Genomic DNA, 15,486 nt, shown 5'->3' on the forward strand with positions numbered 1-15,486 from the left:
ATTTAGTGTTGGTTGAAAATTAATAAAGATGAATTTTTCTTTTATCAAATTTATCTTTAAAATTACCTTTGTGGATTTCTTTAATAAATGTTTCATCGATTTGAATTTGGCCATTTAACGTTTTAAATTTTAATTGGGTGTTTTCTAATTGTTTTGATTTCATTATTTTTTGGCGATTATATCAAGCGGTTTTCGGTGATGTTTTAATAAAGTGGGAAATCATTTTACTAGATTGGCCTAATAATGAAATTTGAATCAATAAATTTCACTGTTCATAATTTAAATGACTTCAATACGTAAAATGATCACGAAAAGCATCAAAACTAGCACGACATTTTTTGCATAAATATTTTTGTTTTCCTTCAGGATTATGACCATTTTTAACACAATAAAAAGATTGACAATTAGGACATTTAATACCTTTATCCCTAAATTTTTGATCAATTTCATTTAAGCGTTTTTGTTTTTTAATTAATTCTGCTTCTTTTTTGACTTTTTCATGAAATTATAAAAATTGATCATCTGTTAAACTATTTATTAATTCTTCAATTATTTTTTCCATTAATTATTCACCTCTTATATTAAAAATATACCTAATTTTAGGTATATTTTATAAATATCAAGAGTTTTCTACAAAATTAAAGAAGAATTACTAAATATTTAAAAGAAGATTATGGTATAAAATATAATTCAAAAAAAGTTTTAAGAATTATGTGTGATAATCAAACACAACCTGAATATGTAAGAAAAATGAGAAGAAAAATAAAGTATAAACAGAATAAAGAAAAAAGATTATTGCAATATCCTGATTTAATTAATCGTAAATTCAATGATATAAACTGGATAGGCTACAATTATTAGGACCATAATTATATAGACTTCAAAATTAGATAAAATTATTAAGAAAGAAGGAATATAAAAATGGGAAATAAAACTTCATACTATGAAGAATTTAAAAAACAAATTGTCATGCTATATAAAAATGGTAAAAGTGTTATTAATCTAGGGCAAGAATATAATTTACCAAAACCAACTATTTATAGTTGAGTTAAAAATTATAATAATTCTGGTTCATTTAAAGTAAAAGACAATCGCACACTAGAAGAAAATGAAATAATAACTTTACGAAAAGAACTTAAAGACTTGAAAATGGAAAATGACATTTTAAAGCAAGCCGCACTGATAATCGGCAAAAAATAGCAATAATTAATAACAACAAAACAAAATATTCAGTAAGAAAAATATGTAAGATTTTGGGTTATAAAAATCAACGTATTATTATCAAACTAATAAATGTATTAACAAGCAAGTTAATAATTATTAACAAGAAATTATCAGTGCCTTTAATAAAAGTCGCAAAATTTATGGGGCTCGCAAAATTAAAGTTATTTTAAACAGAAAAGATATCATCTTATCGCGGCGAAAAATCAGATTCTTTATGATCAAAAATAATTTGGTTTATAAATACACCAAATTAAAATATCATAATCATAAAACAACAGTCAATAATGACCAAATTAATAATATTTTAAATCGTCAATTTAACAACAAAAAACCTAATGAAGTTATTGTTAGTGATTTAACATATGTTCAAGTTGGCGCTAAATGACATTATATTTGTTTATTAATTGACTTGTTTAATCGTGAAATAATTGGTTATAGTGCTGGGCCGAATAAAACAGCCGAACTGGTCCAACAAGCTTTTCATAAAATAACACGACCATTAAATCAAATAACTATATTTCATACTGATCGTGGTAATGAGTTTAAAAATAAAATCATTGATGAAATTTTAATAACTTTTAATTTTAAAAGATCATTAAGCAATAAAGGCTGCCCTTATGATAATGCTGTGGCTGAAACAACTTACAAAATTTTTAAAACTGAATTTATTAAGGGTAAAAAATTTAAAAATTTAACACAATTAAAATACGAACTTTTTGATTTTGTGCATTGATATAACAATATTCGAATTCATGGCAGTTTAAATTATTTAACACCAGTGCAATACAAAAATTATTATTCTACATAAAATTTGTCCAAAAAACCCTTGCCATTCCAATATGTCGAGAAAAGTAGACATATAAAAAGTAAGCTATAGGAATGTTTTTCTGTATTGAACAGGAGACATTCCTTTTAACTTTGTATGAGGTCGAAAATTATTATAAAAAAAATATATTCTTTAATTTTGTAGAAAACTCTTGATATTTATAAAATATACCTAAAATTAGGTATATTTTTAATATAAGAGGTGAATAATTAATGGAAAAAATAATTGAAGAATTAATAAATAGTTTAACAGATGATCAATTTTTAGAATTTCATGAAAAAGTCAAAAAAGAAGCAGAATTAATTAAAAAACAAAAACGCTTAAATGAAATTGACCAAAAATTTAGGGATAAAGGTATTAAATGTCCTAATTGTCAATCTTTTTATTGTGTTAAAAATGGTCATAATCCTGAAGGAAAACAAAAATATTTATGCAAAAAATGTCGTGCTAGTTTTGATGCTTTTCGTGATCATTTTACGTATTGAAGTCATTTAAATTATGAACAGTGAAATTTATTGATTCAAATTTCATTATTAGGCCAATCTAGTAAAATGATTTCCCACTTTATTAAAACATCACCGAAAACCGCTTGATATAATCGCCAAAAAATAATGAAATCAAAACAATTAGAAAACACCCAATTAAAATTTAAAACGTTAAATGGCCAAATTCAAATCGATGAAACATTTATTAAAGAAATCCACAAAGGTAATTTTAAAGATAAATTTGATAAAAGAAAAATTCATCTTGATTCATTTTCAACCAACACTAAATGTTGTGTTAAAATGGCTGTTGATAGCAATAATAATATTTATGTTAAATCAACCAACACAAAACGATTACAAAAACAGTGAATTATTGAAAATATTAATAAACAATTAATCAAAGAAAATTCAATTATTATTTCTGACATGCAACCATTATATTTATTAGTAGCAAAACAAACAAATTCTATTTTATTAGCAACTAAAACTAGTACAAATCCTGATGCTAGTTATCGGAAGTTAAATAAAATTAGTAAATTACAATCAAATCTTAAAGAATCCTTAATTCATTATCATTGCTTAGGTTTCACGAACATTCAAAATTATTTAAATCTCTGAAAATGAAAATACCAGCATAAAGGTTTAACGCCAAACCAACAATCATCGGTATTATATTGGAATGGCAACACTTTTTAGGACACTTTTTATATAGACATTTGTTTTCTAAAAGTAACTGGAGATAAATAATTTAAACTGCCATGAATTCGAATATTGTTATATCAATGCACAAAATCAAAAAATTCGTATTTTAATTGTGTTAAATTTTTAAATTTTTTACCCTTAATAAATTCAGTTTTAAAAGTTTTGTAAGTTGTTTCAGCCATAGCATTATCATAAGGGCAGCCTTTATTGCTTAATGATCTTTTAAAATTAAAAGTTATTAAAATTTCATCAATGATTTTATTTTTAAACTCATTACCACGATCAGTATGAAATAGAGTTATTTGATTTAATGGTCGTGTTATTTTATGAAAAGCTTGTTGGACCAGTTCGGCTGTTTTATTCGGCCCAGCACTATAACCAATTATTTCACGATTAAACAAGTCAATTAATAAACAAATATAATGTCATTTAGCGCCAACTTGAACATATGTTAAATCACTAACAATAACTTCATTAGGTTTTTTGTTGTTAAATTGACGATTTAAAATATTATTAATTTGGTCATTATTGACTGTTGTTTTATGATTATGATATTTTAATTTGGTGTATTTAGAAACCAAATTATTTTTGATCATAAAGAATCTGATTTTTTGCCGCGATAAGATGATATCTTTTCTGTTTAAAATAACTTTAATTTTGCGAGCCCCATAAATTTTGCGACTTTTATTAAAGGCACTGATAATTTCTTGTTCATAATTATTAACTTGCTTGTTAATACATTTATTAGTTTGATAATAATACGTTGATTTTGATAAACCCAAAATCTTACATATTTTTCTTACTGAATATTTTGTTTTGTTGTTATTAATTATTGTTATTTTTTGCCGATTATCAGTGCGGCTTGCTTTAAAATGTCATTTTCCATTTTCAAGTCTTTAAGTTCTTTTCGTAAAGTTATTATTTCATTTTCTTCTAGTGTGCGATTGTCTTTTGCTTTAAATGAACCAGAATTATTATAATTTTTAACTCAACTATAAATAGTTGGTTTTGGTAAATTATATTCTTGCCCTAGATTAATAACACTTTTACCATTTTTATATAGCATGACAATTTGTTTTTTAAATTCTTCAGAGTATGAAGTTTTATTTCCCATTTTTATATTCCTTCTTTCTTAATAATTTTATCTAATTTTGAAGTCTATATAATTATGGTCCTAATAATTGGAGCCTATCCAACATTTACAATATTAAAAAAAGTACTACTTTCCCTTTACACTTTTTTATCTATTTGCTATAATTTCTTTGTGTCTTAAAAGTCGAAAGGAGAGCAAAAATGGCTAATATTAAATCACAAATTAAAAGAGTTAAAAAAAATTCAAAAGATAATTTAGCAAATAAATCTTTTAAATCATCAGTAAAAACAGCAATCAAAAAAGCAGAAATCGCTATTAACGCACAAGAAACAAACGCATCAGAATTAGTTAATACTGCAATTAGTTTAGTTGACAAAGCAGTTAATAAAGGAATTTATCATGCCAATAAAGCTGATCGTGTTAAAAGCAGATTAATGCTTAAAGCACATTAATTTCAAAATCCTTTTCAACAAAGACAGTAAATATTAAAAAAATAAAAAAAATCATAATTAATATGATTTTTTTTATTTATCTTTTGATTTATTAGAGTCATCTTTTTCAAAAACTTTATCATCCTTAAACTCATCATCAAATAATGATAAATCCATTTCATATTTTTGGCCATTCATCATTGCAGTAACTGCTTTTTGGTATTCTGTATTGGCACGGATTAATTTATTACGGTCTGTTTTAGGAGCTAAAACTACTAAAATAATAACCATAATTCCCGCAAGAAGACCAGCAATCATTAAAAAAATTGTAAAAATATGTAATACTTGGTAAGTTGTACTATTATAAACTTCGCTTACTAAACTATTAATTGTAATAGTTAAATCTGAATCTGGTAATAATAATCATCCTGTTATTTCTAATTGTGGGTCGTTTTTAATAATATATCCACCATTAGGTACCGATATACTATTAAAATATTTTTCAACAATATTTGGTAATAATACTTGAATTAATAACAATGAAGAATAAAGAAGAATAATGATTGATAATACAACTGGTCAGAATCTAACAACATAATTATCCCGTTTAAAACGTTTTTTCCCTAATAATTCATAACCCAAGAAAATTCCTGGTAAAATCGATAAAATTCCTGAGAAGGTTTGCAACCCGGCGGGTTGCATTAATAAAAATTTATATTTTGAGCCAAAACTAAATACTTCCCTAAAATTATTGTTAGCATTATGTAAAGCACTATCAGCCCCACCACCAATAATAACAATTGCACTAGTTCCCGGGATTGTATAAACAATTACTTTTGTGTCTAAATAGATATTTAAATAGGAATTTAAAAATCACAATAAAATTAACAAAGCAGAAGCTAAAATAACAAAACCAGCAACAATTTTCTTTAAAATTGGCATATACTTTGGTTTTGAAGTATAGAAGTAAAACCGCGGGTCTAAGCGTGGGTGAATTGGCATATTTGCCATTTGCCGTATCATTTGTGACATATCAAATTTACTTGGATCAATAAAGTCCGGTCTAATGCCGCCCATTGGCGTTCCTATGCCTCCAATTCCTCTTGCTGGCCCTACTTCCGGTTGTGATTTGTCTGCCCCTTCTTCATTAGCTTTAGCTTTTAACTTCTCACGAGCATTATCAATTGCTTTTTCATCAGTAAAATCAGCTGTGGCATCAATTAACTCATTAGTGATGATGTTTTCTCTTGTAATATAATTTTTTTCAACATCAAAATTTGAAACAATATATTGCACAAAATAAACATATTCTTCATCTAACATATTAAAAGTAGCCCCGTCAACCTTTTCAATTATTTCTGATTCATTAGTAATATCAGCCAAAATTTGAGCAAATGAAAGAGTAAATTTATTATCATTTAAATTTGCATTAAATTCTTTTTCTAATGTTAATAAATTACAAATTTGTTGAATTACTAATTTTTTAAAGTACTGGTTAACTATTACTTGTGCCTTAATATTATCATCGTTAAAGATATTATATAATGTATAAACTATATGGGCATATAATTTACTTTCTTTCATTTATTTATGTCCCTCATCTCTCTTTTTGCAATAATTTAATTTATATCAAATAATTTAATTAAATACAAATCACTACTAATTTCTTTTCTTATTATACCTTTTTTTATATTATAATCAATTCAAAATAATTCTTGAATAATATTATTTGCTTTATTAATACTGAAATTATGCATATGTTCTGAAATTTTTTTTACTCGAAACGGATGAATTTGTAAAATTTCCGCAATTTGTGAAGGTGTTTTTTTTAAAGCAGATAAAACAATAATATCTCTTGTAAAAATAATACTATTGGTAATTAATCCTAATAAAGCAATACTATTTAAACCTCGTTCTTGTAAATAATGATAATTTATTAAAAAACTATTCAAATCATTTTTTAATAAATCATCAACTAATTTAAAAATATCGGTATCTAAATACTTTGTCATATTATTTTCAATTAAATCCATCGTAATATTTAAATTTATTAATAACAATTTTTCTAATTCATTTTTAATAATATATAAATTATTTGGCAAATATTCAACAATATTAGGAATTAAATTTTGTTTAATAGTCCCATTATTCTTTGCAATATAATCATCAATAAACCTAATTAATTCATTATATGATAAATTTATTGCTTTTAAAACACTAGTTAATGCTAACATTTGTTTAGTTATTTTTAAACGATTACTAAGTTTATTGACTGGACAAATAAAAATAATAAAAGTACTTGGATTTGGGGCTGCTAAATATTCCATTAAACTTGTTAAATGGCTTTTATTGTCTATTTTTGCCTTAATTTTTTCTTCTGTAAGAAAATAACTATCATTAACTATTATTATTCTTTTTTCTGAAAACATTGGAATTGTGTTAGCATCATTCAGAATAGATAATAGGGGGTCTTCTAAATAATTATATTCTTGTAAATCATACTCACTATCAGGATTAATTTTTTTTAAAATCTTATTTTTTTGCATTTTAATTAAAAAAGAATCTTCTCCATATATTAAAAACATCTTTTAAAACTCCTTTAGAATGTTCTAAAACTTATGACAAAGTAATATTATCATATAAAGTAAAAAATAAATTAGTGATTTAAAATAATTTAATTACTGTTCATCCTGACATAATATTAAATTGAAGATTCCTTCTACCATTTGTAAAATAAATTTGACACCTAATTGTTTTTAAATTTTCAACAACAATTGGCGCCGGATAATTTTGGCGTTTTGTTTTTTCACCAGAGATGAAGCAAACCTTTGGTGTTATTTTTTGTAAAAATGTTAAGCTTGAACTAGTCTCTGAGCCATGGTGCGGAACTTGGAATGGCAACACTTTTTAGGGCACTTTTTATATAGACATTTGTTTTCTAAAAGTAACTGGAGATAAATAATTTAAACTGCCATGAATTCGAATATTGTTATATCAATGCACAAAATCAAAAAGTTCGTATTTTAATTGTGTTAAATTTTTAAATTTTTTACCCTTAATAAATTCAGTTTTAAAAGTTTTGTAAGTTGTTTCAGCCACAGCATTATCATAAGGGCAGCCTTTATTGCTTAATGATCTTTTAATATTAAAAGTTATTAAAATTTCATCAATGATTTTATTTTTAAACTCATTACCACGATCAGTATGAAATAGAGTTATTTGATTTAATGGTCGTGTTATTTTATGAAAAGCTTGTTGGACCAGTTCGGCTGTTTTATTCGGCCCAGCACTATAACCAATTATTTCACGATTAAACAAGTCAATTAATAAACAAATATAATGTCATTTAGCGCCAACTTGAACATATGTTAAATCACTAACAATAACTTCATTAGGTTTTTTGTTGTTAAATTGACGATTTAAAATATTATTAATTTGGTCATTATTGACTGTTGTTTTATGATTATGATATTTTAATTTGGTGTATTTAGAAACAAAATTATTTTTGATCATAAAGAATCTGATTTTTCGCCGCAATAAGATGATATCTTTTCTATTTAAAATAACTTTAATTTTGCGAGCCCCATAAATTTTGCGACTTTTATTAAAGGCACTGATAATTTCTTGTTCATAATTATTAACTTGCTTGTTAATACATTTATTAGTTTGATAATAATACGTTTATTTTGATAAACCCAAAATCTTACATATTTTTCTTACTGAATATTTTGTTTTGTTGTTATTAATTATTGTTATTTTTTAGCCATTATCAGTGCGGCTTGCTTTAAAATGTCATTTTCCATTTTCAGGTCTTTAAGTTCTTTTCGTAAAGTTATTATTTCATTTTCTTCTAGTGTGCGATTGTCTTTTGCTTTAAATGAACCAGAATTATTATAATTTTTAACTCAACTATAAATAGTTGGTTTTGGTAAATTATATTCTTGCCATAGATTAATAACACTTTTACCATTTTTATATAGCATAACAATTTGTTTTTTAAATTCTTCAGAGTATGAAGTTTTATTTCCCATTTTTATATTCCTTCTTTCTTAATAATTTTATCTAATTTTGAAGTCTATATAATTATGGCCCTAATAATTGTAGCCTATCCAACTATTTTCATACTTCGAATGTTTGAATGAAAAAACTATATATTGTCTGAAAAATTTTACCAACACCACTCGCTAATTCGTTTACTTGTTTTATACCAGGGATATTATTAACAATTCAAATTGCTGCATTTCTAATATGACACGCTAAATTATATCAACTACAACTTTCATATTGTGCTTGTCATCATTGACTATCAGGGAATAATCCACCGTTATTAATTTCTTGTCAGTTATAAATACCAAAATTAAAATCGTAGTAATGATAAAACTCATTTTCTTTTTGAGCTTGTAATTCAAAAACATTATAACTGATTTTTTGTTCTTCCATTTTCTTATATTTTAAACCATATTTGTCTTTTAAAGCACCTTCAAAAACATAACAGTCATTTTGATTAATATTATAATTATTTGCAACTGAAAAATCATAATTAAATACATTTCCATAATTAGTGTTATAAAACCGATTTTTATAAGCAGAATACATTTTAAAATCTAATGATTTATATTTATCAGAAAAATAAAAATATCGTGGGTAAATTTTAAAACCATTATTTGCTAATAAACCATATTTTTTATTATATCCTTGTGTATAAGTATTATTTTCTAAATCAAAAATTGTTCGTAAATAATCCTTATAAAAATTTTGTGAAACCGTAAACATACTATTTAATAATTCTTTAAATTTATCATAAGAAACTAAAAACTTTTTCTTTTGTTCTTAAAATTCTTTTTTCTCTTTTTCGGTTTTTAAAACTTTTTTATTATTTTCAAATTTATAAATATAGTTATTATAGTCATCAAAATATTTTATTGACTTTCCATTTTCATCTAAAATAACATCTTTAAAATTTTATAATTTTAAACCAAAAAAGTTAATTAAAACAGTATCATATTGTAAATTATCAATATAACCACTTTCTATAAAATTACTACGATTTTGGAATACAGGCACCAACGCATATGCAAAAAATGCTTTTAAAAATTTGGATAGGCTACAATTATTAGGACCATAATTATATAGACTTCAAAATTAGATAAAATTATTAAGAAAGAAGGAATATAAAAATGGGAAATAAAACTTCATACTCTGAAGAATTTAAAAAACAAATTGTCATGCTATATAAAAATAATAAAAGTGTTATTAATCTATGGCAAGAATATAATTTACCAAAACCAACTATTTATAGTTGAGTTAAAAATTATAATAATTCTGGTTCATTTAAAGCAAAAGACAATCGCACACTAGAAGAAAATGAAATAATAACTTTACGAAAAGAACTTAAAGACTTGAAAATGGAAAATGACATTTTAAAGCAAGCCGCACTGATAATGGCCAAAAAATAACAATAATTAATAACAACAAAACAAAATATTCAGTAAGAAAAATATGTAAGATTTTGGGTTTATCAAAATCAACGTATTATTATCAAACTAATAAATGTATTAACAAGCAAGTTAATAATTATGAACAAGAAATTATCAGTGCCTTTAATAAAAGTCGCAAAATTTATGGGGCTCGCAAAATTAAAGTTATTTTAAACAGAAAAGATATCATCTTATCGCGGCGAAAAATCAGATTCTTTATGATCAAAAATAATTTGGTTTCTAAATACACCAAATTAAAATATCATAATCATAAAACAACAGTCAATAATGACCAAATTAATAATATTTTAAATCGTCAATTTAACAACAAAAAACCTAATGAAGTTATTGTTAGTGATTTAACATATGTTCAAGTTGGCGCTAAATGACATTATATTTGTTTATTAATTGACTTGTTTAATCGTGAAATAATTGGTTATAGTGCTGGGCCGAATAAAACATCCGAACTGGTCCAACAAGCTTTTCATAAAATAACACGACCATTAAATCAAATAACTCTATTTCATAATGATCGTGGTAATGAGTTTAAAAATAAAATCATTGATGAAATTTTAATAACTTTTAATATTAAAAGATCATTAAGAAATAAAGGCTGCCCTTATGATAATGCTGTGGCTGAAACAACTTACAAAACTTTTAAAACTGAATTTATTAAGGGTAAAAAATTTAAAAATTTAACACAATTAAAATACGAACTTTTTGATTTTGTGCATTGATATAACAATATTCGAATTCATGGCAGTTTAAATTATTTATCTCCAGTTACTTTTAGAAAACAAATGTCTATATAAAAAGTGCCCTAAAAAGTGTTGCCATTCCACATCGGTATTATATTTTAACGTATAAAAAAGTTAAATAACAATATTAAAAGTTTATATAATTTTCTTTTAAAGTTATCATATTGATGATTTTTTTTATTTCATCAAGAGTTTTCTACAAAATTAAAATAATATTGCTTTTGTAAAAATATTATTAATAATTACACTTGGTCGTTTATTATGATATAAAATATCATATAAAGCTTCAAATAAAGGTAGTGTAATATTATTTGCACGCGCATCTAACACAATTGTTTTACAAGTTAAAACGCCTTCTACTGTTTTTACCTGCTCTGACAAAACTTTTTGAGCATCATCAACTTGAGCAATTGCAAAACCAAGAGAATAATTCCGTGATTTACTTGAGGTAGTTGTTAAAATTAAATCAGCTAATCCTGCAAAGTTAAAAAAAGTTTCAATTTGAGCTCCTTTTGTTTTGACAAAAAGTTTAATCTCATTTAATCCCATTGTAATTAATGATGCTTTAGCATTATCAGATTCATAAAGACCGTTAAAAATTCCTGAGGCAATTGCTACTGCATTTTTTAAAGCAACCGCATATTCACTACCAATCACATCCGTATTAGCAAAAGTAACAAAATATTCATTATTAAACAAGCCACGAACTTCTTGCGCAATTACTAAATCCTGTGAAACTGCCATAATACATGTTGGTTTTCGTTGTAGAACTTCTTTTGCAATGCTTGGACCATAAATACCTGCATATGCTTTTAAAATTTTTGGATTTATTAATTTTATAATTGATTTTGATAAAACTTCGTGTGTTTCATGGTCTAATCCTTTAGCAACATTAATGATAACAACTTGTTTTGTTACTGTTTGATTAATTTTCTCAATTATTAATTTAATAGCAACAACAGGAATTCCTAAAATAATATATTCAGCATCTTCAACTGCTTCAGCAAAATTTGTTGTGGCCTTAATTTCTTTATTAATTTTTAAATTACCAAAAAAATGACGATTTAAATGTTCGTTGTTAATATCATTAACTTCTTTCTTATCAATTCCATACATAATAACGTTATGATCATTATCTGTCAAAACATTTGCTAAAACTGTCCCATATGCTCCCGTTCCAATAATAGTAATATTTTTATGTTTTTTTTTCATCATAATTTTCCTCGTTACTTTCTCTCTCTAAATAATATTTTAATTGGTACTCCCTCAAATCCAAAATATTCTCGAAGTTGATTTTCAAGAAACCTTTTATAAGAAAAATGAAGATATTTTGGATTATTACAAAACATAATAAAAGTTGGCACAACACCTTCAGGCTGAGTAGCATAATAAATTTTTAAACGCCCACCATTAAAATCTGGTGGTGGATTTAACAATTGTGCTTTTACTAAAATTTCATTTAGAACACTAGTTTTTACTCGCTGCGTTAAACCAGCATAAACTTCATCAATTGTTTGAAATAAAATATGTAATCGTTTTTTTTCTAAAGCAGAAACAAAAACCATTTTTACATAATTTAGATATTTAAAATATCCACGAATACTTTGTTCAATTTTTTTCATTGACCGTTCATCTTTTTCCATTACCGCATCTCACTTATTAACTACCAAAATAATTGGTTTATTTTGTTCAAATGCAATGCCAGCAATATTTGTATCTTGGTCAGTAATAGGAACTGTTCCATCAATAATTAATAAAACAAGATCACTTCGTTCAATTGCACTAACAGCACGAAGAACACTATATTTCTCTAATTTTTCATAAACTTTCCCTTTTCTACGAATCCCAGCGGTATCAATCACAGTATAAAGTTGATTATTCCGTTTAAATGATGTATCAATTGAATCTGTTGTTGTTCCTGCAATTGGTGATACAATGACTCGTTCTTCACCTAAAATAGCATTTGTTAAAGAAGATTTTCCAACATTTGGTTTGCCAATTAAGGAAAAATGAATTCCTTCTGTTTTTGGTTGAACTGGAATTTGATCTAAATGAGAAATTACTTGGTCTAATAAATCGCCAATTCCAATTCCATGGGTAGAAGATACAGCAATTGTCTCACCAAATCCTAATGTCATATATTCATACAATTCACTTTCTTTTTCTTGCTTATCATATTTATTAACAACTAAAATAACCGGTTTTTTGGCACGATATAGTATTTTTGCAACCATTTCATCATCTGGGGTAATTCCTTCTTTGCACGATAAAACAAAAATAATAATATCAGCTTCTGCAATTGCAATTTCTGCTTGCATTTTAATCTCTTGTGCAAACATTGCCGTATTATTTAATGTAATTCCACCCGTATCAATTATTAAAAATTCTCTTGTTAATCATTCTGAGAAAGCATAAATTCGATCACGTGTTACACCAGGAGTATCTTCAACAATTGCGAGGCGATTTTTAATAACACGATTAAATAATGTTGATTTTCCAACATTTGGACGCCCTACAATTGCAACAGTTCCTTTTTGTGCCATTTATTTTCCTGCTTTCTTATAATTACATACTACTTCATAAATCTTAGTTACTGTTTGTTCAAGTGTTAACTTACTACTATCCACAATAATTGCATCAGGAGCAATTTTTAATGGTCCAACCGCTCGGGTTGTGTCAACATAATCTCGTTCTTTTAATTTAGCAGTAATTTCTGCCAAATTATTTGGAACAATATGGTTTTCTTGATTTTGATTTCATCGGCGGTTAGCTCGCGCTGTAATACTCGCTGTTAAGTAAATTTTCACTTCGGCACCAGGGAGAACAACGGTGGTAATATCTCGCCCAACAACAACATTAACTTTTTTAATCACTAATTTTCGTTGCAGACAAACCATTGCTGCTCGAATAAAATCAATTCCAGTAATTTTGTTGATATTATCCAAAACAAGATCAGTTTGCAACTTATCAGTAATATCTTCACCATTGACATAAACACGGTTATTAATCACTTGATACTTAAAGTTTGTTAATTGTGCTTGCAACTGATGATGATTTGTAAAATCAACTCCAACTTTTACACAAAAATAAGTAAAAGCACGGTAAGTTAACCCAGTATCAATAAACTGATAATTTAGTTTTTTGGCCAATTCATAACCAGCAGAAGATTTTCCACTACCAGCGGGGCCATCAATCGCAATATTTATTTTCATCATCTACTCCTCTATTTTATATAACATAAAGATTAAAACTAAACAAATAGCTAATAAAACAACAAGCAAAAGCATAGTACTAAATAACATTTTATAAACTGGTTTTATTTTTTGATAAACAACTAATACATTATTATGTTTTTCTTCTAAAAGAGCGCTTGATTCTTTTAGCATTTCTGCTGTTGATCGTTGATCATTTTTACGTATATGTGCAATTGTACTAAATTCAATATTAGCTGAATTAATTTTAAAATCACTATTTTCTGCTTGAATTTTATCACTTACTCGATGATAAGTAATTTTTTCTGCTAAAATACTTTCTAAAATTGCTTCATATTTTTGATATGTTGGTTTATTTAACAATGTTTCAGCAATTAAAATATTATGCATAACATCACCAGCATCTTGGACATTTTTTTGATTAGTTTGAATTGTTGCTTTAGTTGTATTAACAACTTGTTCTAGCAATTGTTGCAAATCATATTTAAAATCAGATTGGTACGGTTGTTCATCTGGGTTTTTATCCAAATATACTTTTTCTCAACTAAATTCTTCTTCAAAATCTGATTTAACACTACCAAAAAAATTATCATCAATAGCGTTTAATTTCGCCATGTAACTATTAATTACTTGACTTGTTTGATTAATTTCTTGATCAATCTCAATTTCTTTCTTAATCATTTCACGTAGCTGGGCAAATTTCTCCATTCTAGTTTCCATGTTAAACCTCCAACTTTTTTAAACTACATTAAAATTATATATTATTATTAAAATTTTTGTTATTATTATAGTAAATAAATAATGGAGTGATAAATATGGAAAATCGTGATATATCAAAAAAAAGAACATATGTAAATACTGACTTATGTATTTCTTGTGGTAGCTGTATTATGATTGATGAAACTGAAACATTTTTTATGGATGATGATGGTTTTGCAAATACAATTGATAATGATAAGGAGATAGTGGAAGCACAAATGGTGTGTCCAACGGCAGCAATTTTTATTAAAACATTAGAAGAATTTAAAGAAAATCGGAAAAGTAGTCTTGATACTGATTAAAAAAATGTTTTATAAAAATTATAAAACATTTTTTAATAATTATTTTCTTGGCGAGTAAAATTAATTTTATTTTTTTATTATAGGCGGTAAGTAAATAATCTTCAGTAAATTTTAACTGTTCAGCAATTATTAAATACTGATTTAAAACTTTAAAATAAACTTCTGATATCTGATTTTTAATTAGTTCTGTTGCAACAGCAAAACAATCTAAATAAAG

Annotated in this window: 15 protein-coding genes and 4 pseudogenes; 6 read left to right on the forward strand and 13 right to left on the reverse strand. The window is 25.5% G+C overall.

Annotated features, from left to right (window positions below; genetic code table 4):
* Positions 1–19: 19 nt before the first annotated feature.
* Complete coding sequence (locus tag AAHM76_RS07345; protein ID WP_342255982.1) at positions 20–259, reverse strand: hypothetical protein; 240 nt, start codon at positions 257–259, stop codon at positions 20–22.
* Between the two features lie 102 nt (positions 260–361).
* Positions 362–475: pseudogene (locus AAHM76_RS08710) on the reverse strand (hypothetical protein); the annotation flags it as partial.
* Positions 476–711: 236 nt separating this feature from the next.
* Between AAHM76_RS08710 and AAHM76_RS07350 the strand changes: the two are divergent.
* Together AAHM76_RS07350 and AAHM76_RS07355 are read left to right on the forward strand one after the other, a co-directional pair.
* Positions 712–861: a hypothetical protein gene (locus tag AAHM76_RS07350; protein WP_342255983.1), complete on the forward strand. Its 150-nt coding sequence runs from the start codon at positions 712–714 to the stop codon at positions 859–861.
* A 60-nt stretch (positions 862–921) separates the two neighbouring features.
* Positions 922–2,032, forward strand: a pseudogene (locus AAHM76_RS07355) (IS3 family transposase).
* Between the two features lie 63 nt (positions 2,033–2,095).
* Here the strand turns inward: AAHM76_RS07355 and AAHM76_RS08715 are convergent.
* On the reverse strand, positions 2,096–2,179 hold the full coding sequence (locus AAHM76_RS08715) for an IS3 family transposase (protein ID WP_425289489.1): 84 nt from the start codon (positions 2,177–2,179) through the stop codon (positions 2,096–2,098).
* A gap of 83 nt (positions 2,180–2,262) precedes the next feature.
* On the opposite strand from AAHM76_RS08715, the gene AAHM76_RS07360 reads away from it, so the two are divergent.
* On the forward strand, positions 2,263–3,231 hold the full coding sequence (locus tag AAHM76_RS07360; protein WP_342255984.1) for an IS1/IS1595 family N-terminal zinc-binding domain-containing protein: 969 nt from the start codon (positions 2,263–2,265) through the stop codon (positions 3,229–3,231).
* Between the two features lie 8 nt (positions 3,232–3,239).
* Here the strand turns inward: AAHM76_RS07360 and AAHM76_RS07365 are convergent.
* Positions 3,240–4,351 (reverse strand): IS3 family transposase gene (locus AAHM76_RS07365; protein WP_342255985.1). Its coding sequence is split into 2 segments (ribosomal slippage): positions 3,240–4,108 and positions 4,108–4,351, totalling 1,113 coding nucleotides; the frame shifts between segments, so codons are not numbered across the junction.
* 179 nt (positions 4,352–4,530) lie between these two features.
* Here AAHM76_RS07365 and rpsT point away from each other — a divergent pair.
* Complete coding sequence (rpsT, locus tag AAHM76_RS07370; RefSeq protein ID WP_342255986.1) at positions 4,531–4,782, forward strand: 30S ribosomal protein S20; 252 nt, start codon at positions 4,531–4,533, stop codon at positions 4,780–4,782.
* 72 nt (positions 4,783–4,854) lie between these two features.
* Here the strand turns inward: rpsT and AAHM76_RS07375 are convergent, their stop codons facing one another.
* The 5 genes and pseudogenes from AAHM76_RS07375 to AAHM76_RS07395 form a co-directional block, all read right to left on the reverse strand.
* Positions 4,855–6,345, reverse strand: coding sequence for a hypothetical protein (locus AAHM76_RS07375; protein WP_342255987.1), 1,491 nt, complete (start codon positions 6,343–6,345; stop codon positions 4,855–4,857).
* A 35-nt stretch (positions 6,346–6,380) separates the two neighbouring features.
* Positions 6,381–7,346, reverse strand: coding sequence for a DNA polymerase III subunit delta (holA, locus tag AAHM76_RS07380; RefSeq protein ID WP_342255988.1), 966 nt, complete (start codon positions 7,344–7,346; stop codon positions 6,381–6,383).
* Between the two features lie 79 nt (positions 7,347–7,425).
* Positions 7,426–7,665, reverse strand: a complete 240-nt coding sequence (locus AAHM76_RS07385) for a hypothetical protein (protein ID WP_342255989.1) — start codon at positions 7,663–7,665, stop codon at positions 7,426–7,428.
* Between the two features lie 15 nt (positions 7,666–7,680).
* Positions 7,681–8,792, reverse strand: a pseudogene (locus AAHM76_RS07390) (IS3 family transposase).
* Between the two features lie 85 nt (positions 8,793–8,877).
* A pseudogene (locus AAHM76_RS07395) lies at positions 8,878–9,864 on the reverse strand (spiroplasma phage ORF1-like family protein); the annotation flags it as partial.
* Between the two features lie 74 nt (positions 9,865–9,938).
* On the opposite strand from AAHM76_RS07395, the gene AAHM76_RS07400 reads away from it, so the two are divergent.
* A protein-coding gene (locus tag AAHM76_RS07400; protein WP_342255990.1) for an IS3 family transposase occupies positions 9,939–11,050 on the forward strand; the annotation gives its coding sequence in 2 pieces (ribosomal slippage) (positions 9,939–10,182 and positions 10,182–11,050; 1,113 coding nt in all).
* Positions 11,051–11,200: 150 nt separating this feature from the next.
* Here AAHM76_RS07400 and AAHM76_RS07405 read toward each other — a convergent pair.
* Genes AAHM76_RS07405 through AAHM76_RS07420 form a run of 4 tightly spaced genes read right to left on the reverse strand, consistent with a single transcriptional unit; the run spans position 11,201 to position 14,928 of the window.
* Positions 11,201–12,211, reverse strand: coding sequence for an NAD(P)H-dependent glycerol-3-phosphate dehydrogenase (locus AAHM76_RS07405; protein WP_342255991.1), 1,011 nt, complete (start codon positions 12,209–12,211; stop codon positions 11,201–11,203).
* Between the two features lie 11 nt (positions 12,212–12,222).
* Positions 12,223–13,539 (reverse strand): ribosome biogenesis GTPase Der, encoded by a 1,317-nt coding sequence (der, locus tag AAHM76_RS07410; RefSeq protein WP_342255992.1) that lies wholly within the window; start codon positions 13,537–13,539, stop codon positions 12,223–12,225.
* Positions 13,540–14,211: a (d)CMP kinase gene (gene cmk / locus AAHM76_RS07415; protein ID WP_342255993.1), complete on the reverse strand. Its 672-nt coding sequence runs from the start codon at positions 14,209–14,211 to the stop codon at positions 13,540–13,542.
* Positions 14,212–14,928 (reverse strand): hypothetical protein, encoded by a 717-nt coding sequence (locus tag AAHM76_RS07420; protein WP_342255994.1) that lies wholly within the window; start codon positions 14,926–14,928, stop codon positions 14,212–14,214. It lies immediately after the preceding gene.
* A 95-nt stretch (positions 14,929–15,023) separates the two neighbouring features.
* Here AAHM76_RS07420 and AAHM76_RS07425 point away from each other — a divergent pair, with 95 nt between their 5' ends.
* Positions 15,024–15,269: a ferredoxin gene (locus tag AAHM76_RS07425; protein ID WP_342255995.1), complete on the forward strand. Its 246-nt coding sequence runs from the start codon at positions 15,024–15,026 to the stop codon at positions 15,267–15,269.
* The last annotated feature ends 217 nt before the right edge of the window (positions 15,270–15,486 follow it).

This window comes from Spiroplasma endosymbiont of Poecilobothrus nobilitatus, from assembly GCF_964030655.1.
In the GTDB taxonomy this organism is placed as follows: domain Bacteria; phylum Bacillota_I; class Bacilli_A; order Mycoplasmatales; family Mycoplasmataceae; genus Spiroplasma.